We start from the raw sequence: 14,803 nt of genomic DNA on the forward strand, positions 1-14,803 counted from the left end.
GCAGAAAATTTTCACCCTGTGTATTCGTTAATCATTCACCACAAAGAGGAATACACCATGACGAAGATTTTACTGTGCTGTGCTGCGGGCATGTCCACCAGTATGGTGGTGCAGAAAATGGAAAAGGCGGCGCAACAGCAAGGGCTGGACGTCGAGATAAAAGCTGTGGGAATTGAAGAGTTTAGAGACGATATTGCCGATTACGACTGCTGCCTGCTCGGGCCACAAATCAAATACAAGCTGGCCGATTTTCAACCGATCGCCCAGCAATACAGCAAGCCGGTTGCGGTCATCAACAGTATGGATTACGGCATGATGAATGGTGAAAAAATATTAAGCGACGCACTAAAGCTTATCCATACCTGACACCAGGGAGGTCCGGGATATATCACGCGAAACCCGCACTGCGTCAGGCAGGTTATTCTCTTTTGCCTCAGCAAGGAGTCAGGCAATGAGCCACTTCAGTGAATCTCTATTCGGCGTCATCGAAAACCGTATTAGCCCACTGGCGGGCCGTCTTTCCAGCCAGCGTCATGTCATCGCTATCCGGGACGGATTTATTGCCTCCATGCCGTTTCTGATCGTGGGCTCGTTTATGCTGTTGTTTGCTCATCCGCCTTTTTCGGCAGACAGCAGTTGGGCGTTCGCACAGTGGTGGCTGGGCATGGTAAAGGCGCATGAAGAACAAATCATGATGCCGTACAACATGACGATGGGCATTATGGCGCTCTATATCGCCAGTGCCATCGCCTATAACCTGGCGAACAGTTATAAGATGAATGGCTTTATGGCGGCCAGTCTGTCGCTGATGGCGTTTCTGGTGGTGGCGGCACCGCAGAGCGGCAAAACGTTGCCGGTTGGTTCGCTGGGCGGGGAGGGCATTTTTACCGCCATTCTGGTCGCGCTCTTTGCGACCGAGCTGATGCACGTTCTGCAGAAATACAACATCGGTTTCAAACTGCCCGAGCAGGTGCCGCCGAAGATCCGTCAGTCGTTCGATTTGCTCATCCCGATTATCACGATTTTTATCACGCTGTTTCCCCTGAGCCTGTGGGTACAGGCGCAGTTCGGCATGTTGCTGCCTCAGGCCATCATGGCTATTTTCTCGCCGATCATCTCTGCCTCCGATTCGCTGCCTGCCGTGCTGGTGGCGGTACTGCTGTGCCATCTGCTGTGGTTTGCAGGCATTCATGGGGCGGTGATTGTCGGGGGCATATTGCAGGCTTTCTGGCTGACCAATCTCGGTCTGAATCAGCAGGCGCTGAACGCGGGAGAACCCATCAGCCACGTGTTTATTGAACCCTTCTGGCAGTTTTTTATTGTTATCGGTGGCTCCGGTTCGACGATGGGGTTGGTGTTGCTTTACTTACGCAGTCAGTCAGCACATCTGCGATCGATTGGAAAACTGAGTGTGGTGCCCAGCATGTTCAACATCAACGAACCGGTGATTTTTGGTTCACCGGTCGTGATGAACCCCATTCTGTTTATCCCTTTTATTCTTGCCCCGTTAGTCAACGCCGTCATTGCCTGGATCGCCACCAAAACGAACCTGATTAATCACGTGATCTCACTGGCTCCGTGGACGACGCCCGCCCCCATTGGGGCCGCCTGGTCAACCGGCTGGGACTGGCGCGTCATTGTGTTGATTGCCGTGCTGGTCACTATTGCCACGCTGATCTACTACCCGTTTTTCAAAATGTACGAGCGTCAACTGCTGCAGCAAGAGCAACCCTCTGCCGCAGCGCAACCGGTTAAGGAGTAACCCATGGAAATTGATGAAAGCACGGTAATCGAACTGATTATCCAGGCAGGCGAAGCTCGCTCCTGTTCAATGGAGGCGTTGCGGGCGGCGCGGCAGCAAAACTGGGCGCAGGCGGACAGTATGCTCAGTGCCGCAACCGCGGCGGCCAAAGCAGCCCATCAAACGCAGACGCAGCTCATTGGCGTTGATGAGGGCAGCGGAAAGATTCCGGTCAGTCTGATTATGGTCCATGCTCAGGACCACCTGATGAACGCAATGCTCTGTCGCGAACTGGCTGAGGAGATCATTCAACTGCGCCGGGAGTTAGCCGCACGTTAAACAGGAGGTTATATGCAACATTCGACATTGCCCGCGTTTCCCAGGGACTTTCTCTGGGGCGCGTCCACCTCAGCTTATCAGGTTGAAGGGGCCTGGAATGAAGAGGGCAAAGGGCCTTCCGTCATTGACCAGGCAACCTTTCATCAGGACCTTACCGATTTTACCGTTTGCAGCGATCACTATCATCGTTTCAGAGAGGACATCGCGCTGCTGGCGGAGATGGGATTAAAAACCTACCGCTTTTCCATTGCCTGGAGCCGTCTTTATCCCGAGGGCGATGGTGCGTTGAACCCGGCGGGCGTGGCTTTTTATCAGCAGGTGATCGATGAACTCTGTCGGTACGGCATTACGCCGCTGGTCACCCTTTATCATTTTGATTTGCCCTGGGCGTTGCAGCAGGCGGGCGGCTGGTCTTCACGGCGTACAGTGGCGGCCTTTGAGCGTTTTGCCATCACCTGCTTTGAGCACTATGGTCGTCAGGTTAAGTACTGGCTGACCATCAACGAACAGAACATGATGATCCTCAAGGGCGATGTGATTGGTACGTTGCCACCCGGCACCGCCGATCCGCAGAAAACGCTGTATCAGCAGAATCATCATATGATGCTGGCACAGGCGAAAGCGATGATCGCCTGCCATGAACGGTTGCCGGATGCCAAAATTGGCCCGGCACCCAATATCTCCTGCGTCTATGCCGCCAGTGCGCGGCCGGAAGATGTGCTGGCAGCCGATAATTTCTCTGCAATTCGCAACTGGCTCTATCTGGATCTGGCGGTCCATGGTCGCTATAACGCCGTGGTCTGGGCTTTCCTGAAACAGCGCGGCTGGTTACCGACGATCGAAGACGATGACATGGCTATCATCGCCGCAGGCAAGCCGGATTTTATCGCCTTTAATTATTATGCGTCCGCGACGGTGGGAGCCGAAGGCGAGGGTGAGCAAAGCGAAAATAAACCTCGGCCCGATCAGCAAATGGCGGGCATTGATCGGTCGGTTTATGTGGGATGTGACAATCCGCATCTCCGGCAAAATCAGTTCGGCTGGTATATCGATCCGGTGGGTTTTCGCATTACGGCGCGCCAGATTTATGCCCGCTATGCTTTGCCGCTTATCGTGACCGAAAACGGGTTGGGTGCCTTTGATCGGCTGGAGGCCGATAATAAGGTACATGATGATTACCGTATTGCGTATCTGCGCGAACACATTGCGCAACTGCAGCTGGCACTTGCCGATGGTGTGGAACTGTTTGGCTATTGTCCCTGGTCGGCAATAGATTTGGTAAGTACGCATCAGGGCATCAACAAGCGTTACGGCTTTATTTACGTCAACCGCGATGAAAAAGATTTAAAGGATCTGGCACGTTACCGTAAGAAGAGTTTTTTCTGGTACCAGAAACTGATTCGCAGTAATGGGGCAACGCTGAACGATTCTGTCGACTACTGATGGTGCGCGGCAGGGATGCCGCGCCTTACTGTTTATAAGGCCCGTCAGTGACCGAGGCCCGTTCGATCAGGTGACCGCTAAACGGCGGCAAGGCCGTGACCGCTTCCCCTTCCAGCATCGCCACCAGCTGCGCCAGCGTGTGCTGAATCATCTCTGCGACCGGCACATGTACCGTGGTGAGCGGCGGCAGAAAAAATTCCGCCATACGAATATCATCAAAGCCCAGCAGGGAGACATCCTCCGGCAGCCGTTTGCCCGCAGCGTTCAGCGCCAGCGCGGCCCCAATAGCCATATCGTCATTACTGGCCATCAGTGCACTAAATGGCATGTCCGATTCAAGCAGCGTTTTTGCCGCCGCCATGCCGCTGGCGGGCGTCCATGCACCCTGCACGATCAGCGCACGGTCCGCTAAGCCATGCTCGTCAAGCGCCTGCTGATAACCGGCCAGGCGGGCCGCAGCGGTCGGCGAGCCTGCCAGACCCGTAATGAAAGCGATGTCGTAATGGCCGCGCGTAATCAAATAGCGGGTGGCCTGAAAGGTATTCTGCTGATGGGTGGCCCAGACGCAGTGTGCCGGATGACGCTGCAGCTGACGATTCACCACCATAACGGGAATGGCGTGCTGCTCAATAATGGCATCCAGCGCCGCGGTATCCAGAAAACGGGGATAGATAATTATGGCGTCACAGCGCAGGTCGAGCAGAAACTCAATGGCGGCACGTTCATCGTCAGCGCTGGTTTTACCATCCGCCAGAATAAGCTGCCGGCCATAGTTATTCGTCAACGTAGCAGCCTGAAACAGCAATTCGCTGAAGTAAGGCCCATTGAATAAAGAATGGGTAACGATAAGCCCGATATTCTGGGATTTCTGCGTCGCCAGGCTACGCGCCAGCAGGTTAGGGCGATAACCGGTTTCCGCCACAGCCTGAAAGACCTTCTGTTGCGTACTCTTACTGACGTAGCGATTTCCCGCCAGCACGCGCGAGACGGTGGCTTTAGAGACGCCGGCCTTGCGGGCCACATCCAGCATGGTAATCATGGGCTTTCTGACCATCCTTCCCTGTTAGTAAAAGATACACGCTGATTTTACGCAGGTTAGTGATGACCCGGTAACAAAAAGGGTAGCGGGATCAGGCGAAATACCAGGCAGGCAGAATCGCAATCAGATTATTCAGCGTATGCAGAAAGACTGGCAGGGCCAGCGTATTGCTGCGCAGACGGGCGTAGCAAAGCAGCATAGAAAACAGCGTCAGCGCCACCACCGTTTCCCAGTGGACATATTGCGTATGCATGAGCGCAAACAGTAACGAGGTCAGTAATACACAGGCAAAACGGCTGTTAGGTGCCCACAACAGAAATCCCTGTAATAAAAAGCCGCGAAACAACACTTCCTCAAACACAGGAGCCAGTAAGACGGCGGTCAACAGCAGGATAAGCATCGAACTGGGCCCCTGCTGAGTTTGTGCGACCAGCCAGCCTTCCGGCTGCAAATACTGCGTTTGTGCCACCATTAAAATAAACAGCGCGCCAATAAACAGTAAAGTCTGACCGGAACGCAAAAAGCCCAGAGGAATATCGGTACGACGCTGGCAATAAAAGCGATACAGCGGATAGATAACGGCAAATTCAAACAGGCAAAGCACAGGCACCAGTAAACCGTCATTACGCAGAATTCCGTAATTAGGAAACAGGGTAATCAACATGGTAACGAGGTAATAAACAACAAAGCTGCCGACATAAAACAGTGTCAACGTCACTCTGTCGGAATTGGTGTTCATAGGCGACCCAGCCAGCGAAGATAAGCGCATAGTAGCAATGCCTCAAATCGCTGTCGAGAGAGCCGATCACACAATGTTAGCTGTTTATTACCTTACGTAAATGAGTCTGGGTTAATCAATTAAAAATCAGTGCTTTGCCTACGATACACTCTGTCGCCTGTCAGGTCGCCCAGCCTGTCAGGCGTGAAACCGCACCCGCGAACGGGTCGCTTATCGCACCCGAACCGCAATCAGTGTCATCACGACGGCAAAGCAGATAAAAATAACAAGTTCCATAGTAGCCTCCTAAGATAATTCTTAGTAAGGTTAGCGCCTTGTATTTGAAATTCTGAACGGTAAGTGCCTTTACACTGGTTATCTGGCAATAAGGCAGCATTTAATGCTTAATAATGTGTGAATCGCTTGATTTTAACGATTCAACCCGGTGGTGGGGCTTGTTACGCTTCAGGTCAGGGTTTAACACGATTACAGGAGAACATACGTGAATCATTACGGAAAAGTGATGGTGGCAACCGGCTTCTTACTGCTGACGGCCTGTCAGTCCACCACGCAGCCTGATACGGCAGCCGTCCCGCCCGGCAAGGAAGCGGACAGTTGCGGTGCCTCTCATTACCAAAACTTTGTCGGCAAACCGCTGTCCGCCCTTGAGCAACAGCGTTTCAGTCAAAAGGTGCGCGCCATTCCGTGGAATTCTGCCGTCACGATGGATTTTAATTTCGCCCGCCTGAACTTTCTGGCAGACAAAAGCGGTACTATCACCCAGGTCTATTGTGGTTAAGCGTTAAATAAACCGCGCATTGTCATTGAGGTGTCATGGGGACAGGGGAAGATAAGGCCGGTATTCTGCTGTCTTCAGCCTGTGGTCGTCTGGTCGCACTGAGCCAGCAGGATCGGGATTTCCTCGTCACATCAATTTGCAATGCTCGTCTTGTTTATTCCCGCTCTGGCGGGAATTTTTTTCTGGCTCAGTCTGGAAGGAGCAACGCATGTACTCTCGTCCACGCCTCTCACTGTCATTACTGTTGCTGATCAGTCCGGTCGCACTGGCTTCCAGCCCGACGGCATGGCAGGAAAACCAGCAGGTCATGCGGCAGGCCTGTATTAATGCCAGTACGCTAAGTAAGGTAAAAATCGTGGGACAGCCCATCGACTATGATGACAGCGTGGGTTACAGCGCCTTGTTACTTGAGGGGCATTACCCACAGAAGCAAATGAAAAACCGGCGTGGGCGTGAACTCTGCCTGTTTCAACGCAGCAGCGGCCGTGCCAGTGTAAGTGAAGCCCGTCAGCTCCGTTGGGTGAAATAGCATAAAGGCGGCCTACTCACGTGGCCGCGCTTCCATCAACTGGGCCAGTAAACCCCGGTAACGCTGCAGGCGCTGCTCATCCCCTTCAAACTCCAGTTTATTAATGACGCGTGCGATTATTGCCTTATTCGTTGTCGGCTGGCCTGCTTCCATCAGTTCACGCAGGATAACGGCCAGCAGATCGGACTCCGGCAGCACGTTCCAGTCCGGGCTGTTGAAGTAATCAGTGATAGCACGACTGGCACTATTAGATTGGACGCTCATTCCCCGTCTCCGCAAACAGACCCTTTGCCCGGTGCGCAACGGCGCAGCAGGCAGAAGCTACTGAATGATGGGCTCCCGGAAAGAACGGCAAGGGTTTTATCGGGAGCGTTTCGTTGGTCAGAACAGCCAACGTCCCGCCCGTACCTGGCGGTTTTTTAAACATAGGTGGGCCAGAGAGGATTGTCAGTAACAGCCTGAAATATTTTTCAGATGTGATGAGTGAAAATCGAATAGTGCCAATATGCAATAAGGCATTTTTTCAGATTATCTTGATGAAAGACAAGCTGTTGCACGGAATCAGGTGCGTTTTTGGCGCAGCCAAAGGGCTGAGTAGCCCGTCATTATCGGGCCGTGAGGATCCTGTTGTCCAGGTGGAAGGTTAAGGAACAGGGGGACCGAATGCCCGCAATCGCGGGGAGATTTTTCTCACGTTAACGGGAATGAAAACGGCCGTTATCGCTTGTAAGAAAAGAATCTCTGCTAAAAAAAGCCAGCCGGGAATCTTTATTTTATTTCGACTGAGTGAGTCAGCGTGTTATTTCATTGCGATAACAACGTTTCGTTTTCCGGCAAAATAAATGCAATAAAACCGTAGCGACAAAATGGCCTGAGTCGGGCGCAAAGCGGGCTGAAAAATCACTTTGTTTTTTAATCTGACGAATGCTAATTTTTATTTGTCTTACACGAAGGGGCCCCGGCATGAAAAACCTGATTGCTGAGTTGCTAATCACCCTGGCAGAAAAAGAAGAGGCGTCAAAAGAGCAGGTTGCACAGATCGAAGCGCTGGAAATCGTGGTTACCGCGATGCTGCGTTTGCTTCCACCCGAGCAGCATCACGCTATCGTCAGCAGTATTGAAACCGCCATGATGAATGCCGGTGTAGATCATAATGATAAAAATACGGTCCTGCTAAAACGTTATGTCACGCGCTTACTTAATCGTCCGCGTATCTGAAAAGTGCCACCGACAATTCAGATTGGCGATCTCTGCCTTATTCCCTGATAAACGTATTCCGTATAGCGTGTAACGTGCCAGAATTAATCTGTTTTCATCAAGAGGGAGTGAATACAATGAAACGCGGTTTAATGACGCTAGTGTTAGCAGGCTTACTGGTGGGCGGCAGCGCCAGTGCGGCTGAAAAAACGCCACAACAGCAAAAAATGGCCATGTGTAATGAACATGCCACGTCACAAGCGTTGAAAGGCGATGTGCGAAAGAAATTTATGAGCGATTGCCTGAAAAAGGACAGTAAGGTCGCCGACATGTCGCCGCAGCAGGTAAAAATGAAAACCTGTAATCTGCAGGCCGGTGATAAAAAGCTGACGGGGGAAGCACGCAAAACCTTCATGAGTCAGTGTCTGAAGAAAAGTTAACGTTCGGTCGGCCATTTCGGTGGCCGCTTTAGTTTTCTCCTGCCTGCGCTGTCACATCCTCACGTATTTTTAATTTCCGCTTAAACAAACAGTTAGAAAAAAATCCTGACGTTAAAACCGGAGTCTGGCCGATCCTTTGCCACACTTACTGTTTACAGGCATTTGCGCAGAAGCCCTGTTGATCTGCGCGTTCAGCCGTGACAGTCGGAGAAGGAGCTATGTCGTGAACTATCAATTTGTGGTCGCTCTGAAGGATTTACCGCACCGCCAGCCGGTTAAAAAAAAGCTCGGGGAAACAGAGCTGCTGTTAATTCGTGATGGCGACAACGTACACGCTTACCAGGCGAAGTGTCCCCATGCCGGCGCACCCCTTGAGCAGGGTGCCATTTGTGAAAACCGGCTGATCTGTCCCTGGCATAAAGCCACTTTTGAACTGGACAGTGGCAAAATGTGTGAGCCGCTCGCGCTGGCCGATCTCAAACAGTATCCCGTGCGCATTGAAAACGAGGCGGTTCTGGTGAATCCCAAAGCCATGTCGCCTGCGACTGCGATAGGCAGTGGAGCCGCTGCGCCGGTCTTTGTCGTGCTGGGTGGTGGCGCAGCCGGGAGTGCGGCGCTATGGCGGTTACGTCACGAGGGGTTTAAAGGGCGGCTGATCCTGATTGAGCAGGAGCCTGATGCACCCTATGATCGCACGGCGTTAACCAAATTTGTCCCCTCGGGCAAAATGGACATCGATGAGGTGCCCTCACTGCTGGGTGAGGACATCATGGCGCACGTAGAACGCCTGCAAAAGCGCGTGGAGCGGATTGATAACCATCAGCACCGGATAATATTTGCTGACGGTACGACGCTGCAATTCGATAAGCTCCTGATTGCCACAGGTGGCGCGCCCGTCAAACCTGCGCTGGCCGGGCGCGATCTTGCTGGCGTTCATATCCTGCGCAGTAAACAGCACACCGCAGACTTACTGCAGGCGGTCGATGACACTCAACAGATTGTCATTATCGGCAACAGCTTTATCGGCATGGAACTGGCCTCCTCACTGCGTAATCGCGACATTGATGTCACCGTCATTGCGCGTCATCCGCTGCCGTTTGCGAAACAGTTTGGCGAAGCCGTGGGTCGCTATTTTTATCAGCTCCATCAGGCGAACGGCGTAAAGTTTATCGAAGGCGAGATCGATGCCCTGCTGGGCGAAGACCATGTTAACGCGGTACGACTAAAAACGGGCAAGCATATTGCCGCCGATGTGGTGCTGTTTGCGACCGGCGTTAAACCCGCCACACACTTTATTCATGATTTGCCGCTGCTGGAGGATGGCAGCCTGCAAACGGACGAACAACTCCGGGTGGCCGAGAATGTCTGGGTGGCAGGCGATATCGCCACGTATCCTTCTCCCCAGGGGCCGTTGCGAATCGAACACTTTCGTGTTGCCGAACAACAGGGACAGACAGCGGCCATCAATATGCTGGGCAATATCCGTCACTTTGATCGGGTGCCGTTTTTCTGGACCGCGCACTATGGTACGCGCTATGAATATCTTGGCCATGCGGCGGACTGGGATGACTACCAGTCGGTGGGCTCGCTGGAAGAAAAGGAATTCATGGCGTTTTATGGCAAAGAAGGGCAACTGGCGGCGGTTTTCTCCTGTGGCCTTTACACTCTGACCGCCGCGCTGGTTGACAACATGCAGCAACCCATGACGGTGAAGCAGGCGCTGGCGCTTTATCAGGACTACCGTTCCGCCGGCTAGTGGGGATGCGCCTGGCAACGCGCACTGCCGTTGCCAGACGCCGCGGGTTAACTGCGGCTCAGCTTCTCTGATTTCGCCATGCACTGCTGCATCGCCTCAATCACGGCGGAGCGAAAACCTTTTTCTTCCAGAACTTTGACCGCTTCTATCGTGGTGCCGCCCGGCGAGCAGACCATATCTTTTAACTCGCCCGGGTGTTTGCCGGTCTCCAGTACCATCTGTGCCGAACCTTTTACGGCCTGTGCCGCAAACTGGTAGGCCTGCGCCCGCGGCATGCCACCTGCCACCGCAGCATCGGCCATGGCTTCAATGAACATAAACACGTAAGCCGGTGCCGAACCACTCACGCCCACCACGGAATGAATCAGGTATTCATCCACTACCGCCGCCTGGCCAAAGCTTTTAAACATTGCAACGACCTCATCGAGTTCGCTCTGTTCAACCAGCGCATTGGGCGTGACCGAGGTCATCCCTTCTCCCACCAGAGACGGGGTATTCGGCATGGCCCGAATGATTTTTCGATCGTGTCCCAGTACGGAGGCCAGATTGTCCAGGGTAACGCCTGCCGCAATGGAGACAACCAGCGTCTCTTTTTTCATGCAGGTGGCGAGATCATTCAGAACTCTGAGGATGACGTTCGGTTTTACCGCACCAAACAGGACATCAACATGCTGCGCCAGCGCTTCTGCGCTCTCAGCCGCATGGATACCGTACTGTTCGGCCATTTCCTGATTAGTGCTGGCTTTACGGTCATAAATCCAGATCGCTGACGGTGCAACTTGCCCGCTGTTTATCAGGCCGCCAATGATGGCTTTGGCCATGTTGCCTCCGCCAATAAATCCGATTTTCTTTTCCTGCATCACCGTCTCCTTCGCTGTTTACACATATCAACGATGTAGCTTACTGCAGACAGGATTAATAACAAGTTAGCCCTGTGCTGAACGGCCTGCTGTCCCCCCGCTGACCGGAGGCGTTTAACCGTGCCAGGGCATGGCGCGGTGCGCTGCGCATTAAGGCGCATGGGCGGTGCAGCCAGGTCGACTAAAGCAGGTTCTGCGTTAAAGAGGCTGTGTTTTTCACTCAACCCGATCAGCAAAACAGGTTACCATCGTCACTCTTTTGCAGAACAAGGAATAACGATGGCTATCTGGGTTGATGCTGATGCCTGTCCTAACGTGATTAAGGACGTGCTGTACCGGGCAGCGGACAGAACGCAAACCGTGGTGACCTTTGTGGCTAACCAGTCCCTGCGGGTGCCACCTTCGCCCTGGCTGCGAACACTGCAGGTGCCTGCGGGATTTGATGTGGCGGACAATGAGATTGTTAAGCGCGTAAACGTCGGCGATCTGGTGATTACGGCCGATATTCCGTTGGCCGCGGAAGTGATTGAGAAGGGCGCGGCAGCCTTGAATCCACGCGGGGAACGCTATTCACCAGCAACCATTCGCGAACGACTGACCATGCGCGATTTTATGGACACCATGCGCGCCAGCGGTGTTCAGACAGGCGGCCCCGCCGCATTAAGCCCACGGGACCGCCAGCAGTTTGCCAATGAACTAGACAGCTGGCTCCGACAACGCCAGCGCTAAATCAGACGAAGTTGTCGTCGTCGTCGAAGTCATTGCCGCCAAAATCATTCAGGTCGCCGTTGTCGGCGTAGGAATCACTCCAGCCGTTACTTTGATCCAGGAAAGACTGATTATCCGCCCCGTTCTGGTCAAGGAACGACTGATCGTTGCCACCGTTGAAGGTATTCAGACTGTCGTCCACCTGCGGCAACGGCTGCTCGTTGATGATGTTAACGATCTCCTGCGGCTGAGAATGATGGAACATGCTGGTCAGCATATCGGCCATGACTACACCGCCTGCCACCCCAACGGCGGTTTGCAGGGCACCGCCCAGGAAGCCGCTGCCACGTGGCGCCGGGGCGCTGGCATAAGGTTGCTGCGGTTGCGGTGCCTGTTGCGGCGCACTGTTCCACTGCGGCTGAGCTGGCTGCGGTTGGGCGCTGCCGCCGCCAAACAGGCTGGATAAAAATCCACCGCTGCTCTTCGGCTGCTGCTGCGCCTGTTGTTGCGCCAGCTGGTTTTCCAGTTCCTTAATACGTTCATTAAGTTTTTTAAGGGCCGCTTCCTGAATCAGAATGGCCTGCGCCATGTAGTAGGGCGCGCCTGGTTGTTCCTGCAGGTGTTGTTTGATGAGTTGTTCGGCAGCAGCATCGCGCGCCGCTGTCTGGCTTTCCGCTTGTTTCAAACGGCTGAACAGATTTTCAATCAGTTGTTGTTCTTCGCGTTGCATGATTACTCTCCCGTTGCGACTGTAAACAGTATATGGGGGCGATGAGCAGCAATGTAAATTCGTGGCGGTAAGCAAATGTTGCAGAGACAAAAATACGGTGTTCATGCACAAAATGTGCATGGTTAATTCATTGTTTATAAAAAGCTTAATGCAATGGTTTGTCTGACTGTGCGTAAAATACGCTCAATGGGTAGAGGCCGCCATCATTTCCCGCTATGATGCGCGTATTATTTAAGCCAGACCTGCAGCTGTTATGGGCTGTACGGCGGAGGAAGTGCCCAGATGTCCTTGTCCATTTTTTTGATTGGTGCGCGCGGCTGCGGAAAAACCACCATCGGTGAAGCCCTGTCTCATGCGCTGGGTTATGCCTTCCGCGATACCGATCACCACCTGCAATTCACGACCCAGCGTACCGTGGCTGAAATTGTCGCGGCGGAAGGCTGGGAAAGCTTTCGTGCGCGGGAGACCGAGTCGCTGAAAGCCGTGACGGCGCCCTCAACCATCATCGCGACCGGTGGTGGCATGGTGCTGGCAGAGGTCAACCGCCGCTATATGCGCGAACATGGTCAGGTTATCTGGTTAAGTGCGCCTTCTGAGGTGCTTGCGCGACGTCTGGAAAGCCAGCCTGAAGCTGCGCAGCGCCCGACGCTGACCGGACGGCCCATCGCAGAAGAGATGACAGAGGTGCTGCGCGCCCGTGCCCACCTGTACCGTATGGCCGCTCATCATGAAGTGGACGCGATGCAGCCGCCGGAACGCGTTGTAGAGCAAATTCTGCAGTCGTTATCGCTGGCACGCGCCAGCTAACCGTCAGATTTATCTCCTTCCCGCCGCGATTTACGCCTTTTTGACTATACTTATTCCATGACGGGCAACCGCCTGTCGTGTGGAATGTCATTCAGCCAAGAGGGACAAATGATGCCGTCAAGACCTCCTTACCCCAGAGAAGCGCGCGTTGTGACCGTGGAAAAAGGCCCCGAAGGTAAAAAAGTCACGTCCTGGCAACTGCGAGCCGATCATCCGAAGCCGGACTCACTCATCAGTGAGCACGATTCAGAGCAGGAAGCGCATGATGCGAAACAACGTTACGAAGATGTAGAAAAAGACTAAGCCGTCGCGCTGGCAAGGATGCCGTCGATGCGCGCCCGTCTTATCCCCGCCCCTTGTCACCGCCAGCGATCACATTCGCTCATTATTTCGCGTGACAGATCAGCAAGTTCGCTTCTACACTGCCAGTCACCCTAATGTGCTGTGAGGAAGATTTATGCTCAACGTAAGTGAGTATTTTGACGGAAAAGTTAAATCCATCGGTTTTGACAGTGCGAGCACCGGTCGTGCCAGCGTTGGTGTGATGGCAGAAGGCGAATATACCTTTGGCACTGCCCAGCCGGAAGAGATGACCGTGGTCAGTGGATCAATGAAAGTGTTGCTGCCGGGGGAAACAGAGTGGAAATGGTTCGAGGCGGGATCGGTATTTAACGTGCCGGGTCACAGCGAGTTTCATCTGCAGGTAGGCGAGCCCAGCTCTTATCTTTGCCGCTATCTGAAAGACTGAAAAAAACGGCCGCATCTTTTGCGGCCGCCTGTTTTACCGCTGAGCCTCACCACCCAACGCTTCAATCAGATTACTGGTCAGGGCGGCCAGTTCGCTGGTCATCAGGATAAAGTCGGCATCGAAGCGCTGAGCAAAATCCTCCCGATCGATATTGTCGTTCTGATCACGCAGCGTATCGCTGAATTTCAGGCGCTTCACGGAACCATCATCCGACAGCACGAACTGAATCCGTTCCTGCCAGTCGAGCGCCAGTTTTGTCACCAGCTTGCCGGCCTCGATATGGTTGGCGATTTCGTCGCATACCAGGTCCTGTTTTTTACAGCGAATCACGCCGCCGTCTTCCAGAATCGCTTTCAGCTCGGCTTCATCCATCAGGGCAAAGCCTGCGGGCAGATCGCCGGAACGTACCCATTCGGTCAGCGTCAGTTCAATCGGGCTTTCGAGCGTCAGAGGTACAACCGGCAGTGAACCCAGGCTTTTACGCAGCAGGGCCAGCGTATCTTCGGCTTTTTTCGCGCTGGCGCAGTCCACCATGATCAGATTGTTAACGGTATCGATCCACATAAACGTCTGGCTGAAACGGCTGAAGGCACGCGGCAACAGGCTGTGCAGCACTTCATCCTTAAGCGAATCTTTTTCGGTTTTTTTCAGCTTACGGCTCTGCTCTGCCTCAAGCTTGTCAATTTTGGCTTCCAGCGCCTGCTTCACCACCGGTGAAGGCAAAATTTTCTCTTCTTTGCGCGCGCAGATGACAATCTGACCGTTATTCACATGGGTCAGCGCGTCGCTGCGGTTTCCCATCGGTGACACCCAACCGGTCTTGCTCATGTCCTGGCTGCCACAAGGCGAGAAGGTGAATGCCTCAAGCTGTTTTTCCATGTCGTCTGCGGACAACGGAATGTCACGATTCAGACGATAAACCATCATATTTTTAAACCACAACATCAGG

Annotated in this window: 19 protein-coding genes; 13 read left to right on the forward strand and 6 right to left on the reverse strand. The window is 53.5% G+C overall.

What is annotated here, in order from left to right; translation table 11 throughout:
- Positions 1-57 precede the first annotated feature (57 nt).
- From C7434_RS00490 to C7434_RS00505, 4 genes are all read left to right on the forward strand, one after another.
- Positions 58-366: a PTS sugar transporter subunit IIB gene (locus tag C7434_RS00490; protein WP_006118087.1), complete on the forward strand. Its 309-nt coding sequence runs from the start codon at positions 58-60 to the stop codon at positions 364-366.
- A gap of 85 nt (positions 367-451) precedes the next feature.
- A complete protein-coding gene (locus C7434_RS00495) occupies positions 452-1,762 on the forward strand; it encodes a PTS sugar transporter subunit IIC (protein WP_033738601.1) in 1,311 nt (436 codons plus the stop codon).
- Between the two features lie 3 nt (positions 1,763-1,765).
- On the forward strand, positions 1,766-2,080 hold the full coding sequence (locus C7434_RS00500) for a PTS lactose/cellobiose transporter subunit IIA (protein ID WP_133745039.1): 315 nt from the start codon (positions 1,766-1,768) through the stop codon (positions 2,078-2,080).
- A gap of 12 nt (positions 2,081-2,092) precedes the next feature.
- Positions 2,093-3,523 carry a glycoside hydrolase family 1 protein gene (locus tag C7434_RS00505; RefSeq protein WP_110268590.1) on the forward strand — a complete coding sequence of 477 codons (1,431 nt, stop codon included), beginning with the start codon at positions 2,093-2,095 and terminating at the stop codon, positions 3,521-3,523.
- A 25-nt stretch (positions 3,524-3,548) separates the two neighbouring features.
- Here the strand turns inward: C7434_RS00505 and C7434_RS00510 are convergent, their stop codons facing one another.
- Both C7434_RS00510 and C7434_RS00515 read right to left on the reverse strand, forming a co-directional pair.
- A complete protein-coding gene (locus C7434_RS00510; RefSeq protein WP_033738604.1) occupies positions 3,549-4,562 on the reverse strand; it encodes a LacI family DNA-binding transcriptional regulator in 1,014 nt (337 codons plus the stop codon).
- 91 nt (positions 4,563-4,653) lie between these two features.
- The gene (locus C7434_RS00515) at positions 4,654-5,301 is read right to left on the reverse strand and encodes a type II CAAX endopeptidase family protein (protein ID WP_033738779.1); all 648 of its coding nucleotides are present in this window, start codon (positions 5,299-5,301) and stop codon (positions 4,654-4,656) included.
- A gap of 481 nt (positions 5,302-5,782) precedes the next feature.
- On the opposite strand from C7434_RS00515, the gene C7434_RS00520 reads away from it, so the two are divergent.
- Entirely contained in the window at positions 5,783-6,079 is a 297-nt protein-coding gene (locus C7434_RS00520; protein WP_058701165.1) for an I78 family peptidase inhibitor, read from the forward strand.
- A 208-nt stretch (positions 6,080-6,287) separates the two neighbouring features.
- Complete coding sequence (locus tag C7434_RS00525; protein WP_006118139.1) at positions 6,288-6,608, forward strand: hypothetical protein; 321 nt, start codon at positions 6,288-6,290, stop codon at positions 6,606-6,608.
- A 12-nt stretch (positions 6,609-6,620) separates the two neighbouring features.
- On the opposite strand, the gene C7434_RS00530 is transcribed toward C7434_RS00525, so the two are convergent.
- A complete protein-coding gene (locus C7434_RS00530; protein ID WP_006118140.1) occupies positions 6,621-6,872 on the reverse strand; it encodes a biofilm development regulator YmgB/AriR family protein in 252 nt (83 codons plus the stop codon).
- Between the two features lie 699 nt (positions 6,873-7,571).
- On the opposite strand from C7434_RS00530, the gene iraP reads away from it, so the two are divergent.
- From iraP to C7434_RS00545, 3 genes are all read left to right on the forward strand, one after another.
- A complete protein-coding gene (iraP, locus tag C7434_RS00535) occupies positions 7,572-7,826 on the forward strand; it encodes an anti-adapter protein IraP (RefSeq protein WP_054634421.1) in 255 nt (84 codons plus the stop codon).
- Between the two features lie 116 nt (positions 7,827-7,942).
- Positions 7,943-8,245 (forward strand): PsiF family protein, encoded by a 303-nt coding sequence (locus tag C7434_RS00540; RefSeq protein WP_006117589.1) that lies wholly within the window; start codon positions 7,943-7,945, stop codon positions 8,243-8,245.
- Between the two features lie 223 nt (positions 8,246-8,468).
- Positions 8,469-10,001 carry an FAD-dependent oxidoreductase gene (locus tag C7434_RS00545; RefSeq protein ID WP_058708266.1) on the forward strand — a complete coding sequence of 511 codons (1,533 nt, stop codon included), beginning with the start codon at positions 8,469-8,471 and terminating at the stop codon, positions 9,999-10,001.
- Positions 10,002-10,048: 47 nt separating this feature from the next.
- Here C7434_RS00545 and proC read toward each other — a convergent pair whose 3' ends face one another.
- On the reverse strand, positions 10,049-10,861 hold the full coding sequence (gene proC, locus C7434_RS00550) for a pyrroline-5-carboxylate reductase (protein ID WP_033738612.1): 813 nt from the start codon (positions 10,859-10,861) through the stop codon (positions 10,049-10,051).
- Between the two features lie 279 nt (positions 10,862-11,140).
- Here proC and C7434_RS00555 point away from each other — a divergent pair, with 279 nt between their 5' ends.
- Positions 11,141-11,590: a YaiI/YqxD family protein gene (locus tag C7434_RS00555; RefSeq protein WP_006117586.1), complete on the forward strand. Its 450-nt coding sequence runs from the start codon at positions 11,141-11,143 to the stop codon at positions 11,588-11,590.
- Between the two features lies 1 nt (position 11,591).
- Here the strand turns inward: C7434_RS00555 and C7434_RS00560 are convergent, their stop codons facing one another.
- Positions 11,592-12,299, reverse strand: a complete 708-nt coding sequence (locus tag C7434_RS00560) for a DUF2076 domain-containing protein (RefSeq protein WP_006117585.1) — start codon at positions 12,297-12,299, stop codon at positions 11,592-11,594.
- Between the two features lie 282 nt (positions 12,300-12,581).
- Between C7434_RS00560 and aroL the strand changes: the two genes are divergently transcribed.
- From aroL to ppnP, 3 genes are all read left to right on the forward strand, one after another.
- Positions 12,582-13,106 carry a shikimate kinase AroL gene (aroL, locus tag C7434_RS00565; protein ID WP_006117584.1) on the forward strand — a complete coding sequence of 175 codons (525 nt, stop codon included), beginning with the start codon at positions 12,582-12,584 and terminating at the stop codon, positions 13,104-13,106.
- 111 nt (positions 13,107-13,217) lie between these two features.
- A complete protein-coding gene (locus C7434_RS00570) occupies positions 13,218-13,409 on the forward strand; it encodes a YaiA family protein (RefSeq protein WP_133745294.1) in 192 nt (63 codons plus the stop codon).
- A gap of 154 nt (positions 13,410-13,563) precedes the next feature.
- Entirely contained in the window at positions 13,564-13,854 is a 291-nt protein-coding gene (gene ppnP / locus C7434_RS00575) for a pyrimidine/purine nucleoside phosphorylase (protein WP_006117582.1), read from the forward strand.
- A gap of 33 nt (positions 13,855-13,887) precedes the next feature.
- Here the strand turns inward: ppnP and rdgC are convergent, their stop codons facing one another.
- Entirely contained in the window at positions 13,888-14,799 is a 912-nt protein-coding gene (rdgC, locus tag C7434_RS00580; RefSeq protein WP_133745040.1) for a recombination-associated protein RdgC, read from the reverse strand.
- Positions 14,800-14,803 lie beyond the last annotated feature (4 nt).

Source organism: Pantoea sp. PNA 14-12 (genome assembly GCF_004364735.1).
Lineage (GTDB): Bacteria > Pseudomonadota > Gammaproteobacteria > Enterobacterales > Enterobacteriaceae > Pantoea > Pantoea stewartii.

What these genes read in the sequence shown, in the direction of transcription:
- C7434_RS00495 (WP_033738601.1), top strand. Translation starts at nt 452, where the DNA reads ATGAGCCACTTCAGTGAATCTCTATTCGGCGTCATCGAAAACCGTATT.
- proC (WP_033738612.1), bottom strand. Translation starts at nt 10,861, where the DNA reads ATGCAGGAAAAGAAAATCGGATTTATTGGCGGAGGCAACATGGCCAAA.
- C7434_RS00555 (WP_006117586.1), top strand. Translation starts at nt 11,141, where the DNA reads ATGGCTATCTGGGTTGATGCTGATGCCTGTCCTAACGTGATTAAGGAC.
- C7434_RS00530 (WP_006118140.1), bottom strand. Translation starts at nt 6,872, where the DNA reads ATGAGCGTCCAATCTAATAGTGCCAGTCGTGCTATCACTGATTACTTC.
- aroL (WP_006117584.1), top strand. Translation starts at nt 12,582, where the DNA reads ATGTCCTTGTCCATTTTTTTGATTGGTGCGCGCGGCTGCGGAAAAACC.
- C7434_RS00560 (WP_006117585.1), bottom strand. Translation starts at nt 12,299, where the DNA reads ATGCAACGCGAAGAACAACAACTGATTGAAAATCTGTTCAGCCGTTTG.
- C7434_RS00510 (WP_033738604.1), bottom strand. Translation starts at nt 4,562, where the DNA reads ATGATTACCATGCTGGATGTGGCCCGCAAGGCCGGCGTCTCTAAAGCC.
- C7434_RS00525 (WP_006118139.1), top strand. Translation starts at nt 6,288, where the DNA reads ATGTACTCTCGTCCACGCCTCTCACTGTCATTACTGTTGCTGATCAGT.
- C7434_RS00570 (WP_133745294.1), top strand. Translation starts at nt 13,218, where the DNA reads ATGCCGTCAAGACCTCCTTACCCCAGAGAAGCGCGCGTTGTGACCGTG.
- C7434_RS00490 (WP_006118087.1), top strand. Translation starts at nt 58, where the DNA reads ATGACGAAGATTTTACTGTGCTGTGCTGCGGGCATGTCCACCAGTATG.
- C7434_RS00515 (WP_033738779.1), bottom strand. Translation starts at nt 5,301, where the DNA reads ATGAACACCAATTCCGACAGAGTGACGTTGACACTGTTTTATGTCGGC.
- ppnP (WP_006117582.1), top strand. Translation starts at nt 13,564, where the DNA reads ATGCTCAACGTAAGTGAGTATTTTGACGGAAAAGTTAAATCCATCGGT.
- rdgC (WP_133745040.1), bottom strand. Translation starts at nt 14,799, where the DNA reads ATGTTGTGGTTTAAAAATATGATGGTTTATCGTCTGAATCGTGACATT.
- C7434_RS00505 (WP_110268590.1), top strand. Translation starts at nt 2,093, where the DNA reads ATGCAACATTCGACATTGCCCGCGTTTCCCAGGGACTTTCTCTGGGGC.
- C7434_RS00500 (WP_133745039.1), top strand. Translation starts at nt 1,766, where the DNA reads ATGGAAATTGATGAAAGCACGGTAATCGAACTGATTATCCAGGCAGGC.
- C7434_RS00540 (WP_006117589.1), top strand. Translation starts at nt 7,943, where the DNA reads ATGAAACGCGGTTTAATGACGCTAGTGTTAGCAGGCTTACTGGTGGGC.
- iraP (WP_054634421.1), top strand. Translation starts at nt 7,572, where the DNA reads ATGAAAAACCTGATTGCTGAGTTGCTAATCACCCTGGCAGAAAAAGAA.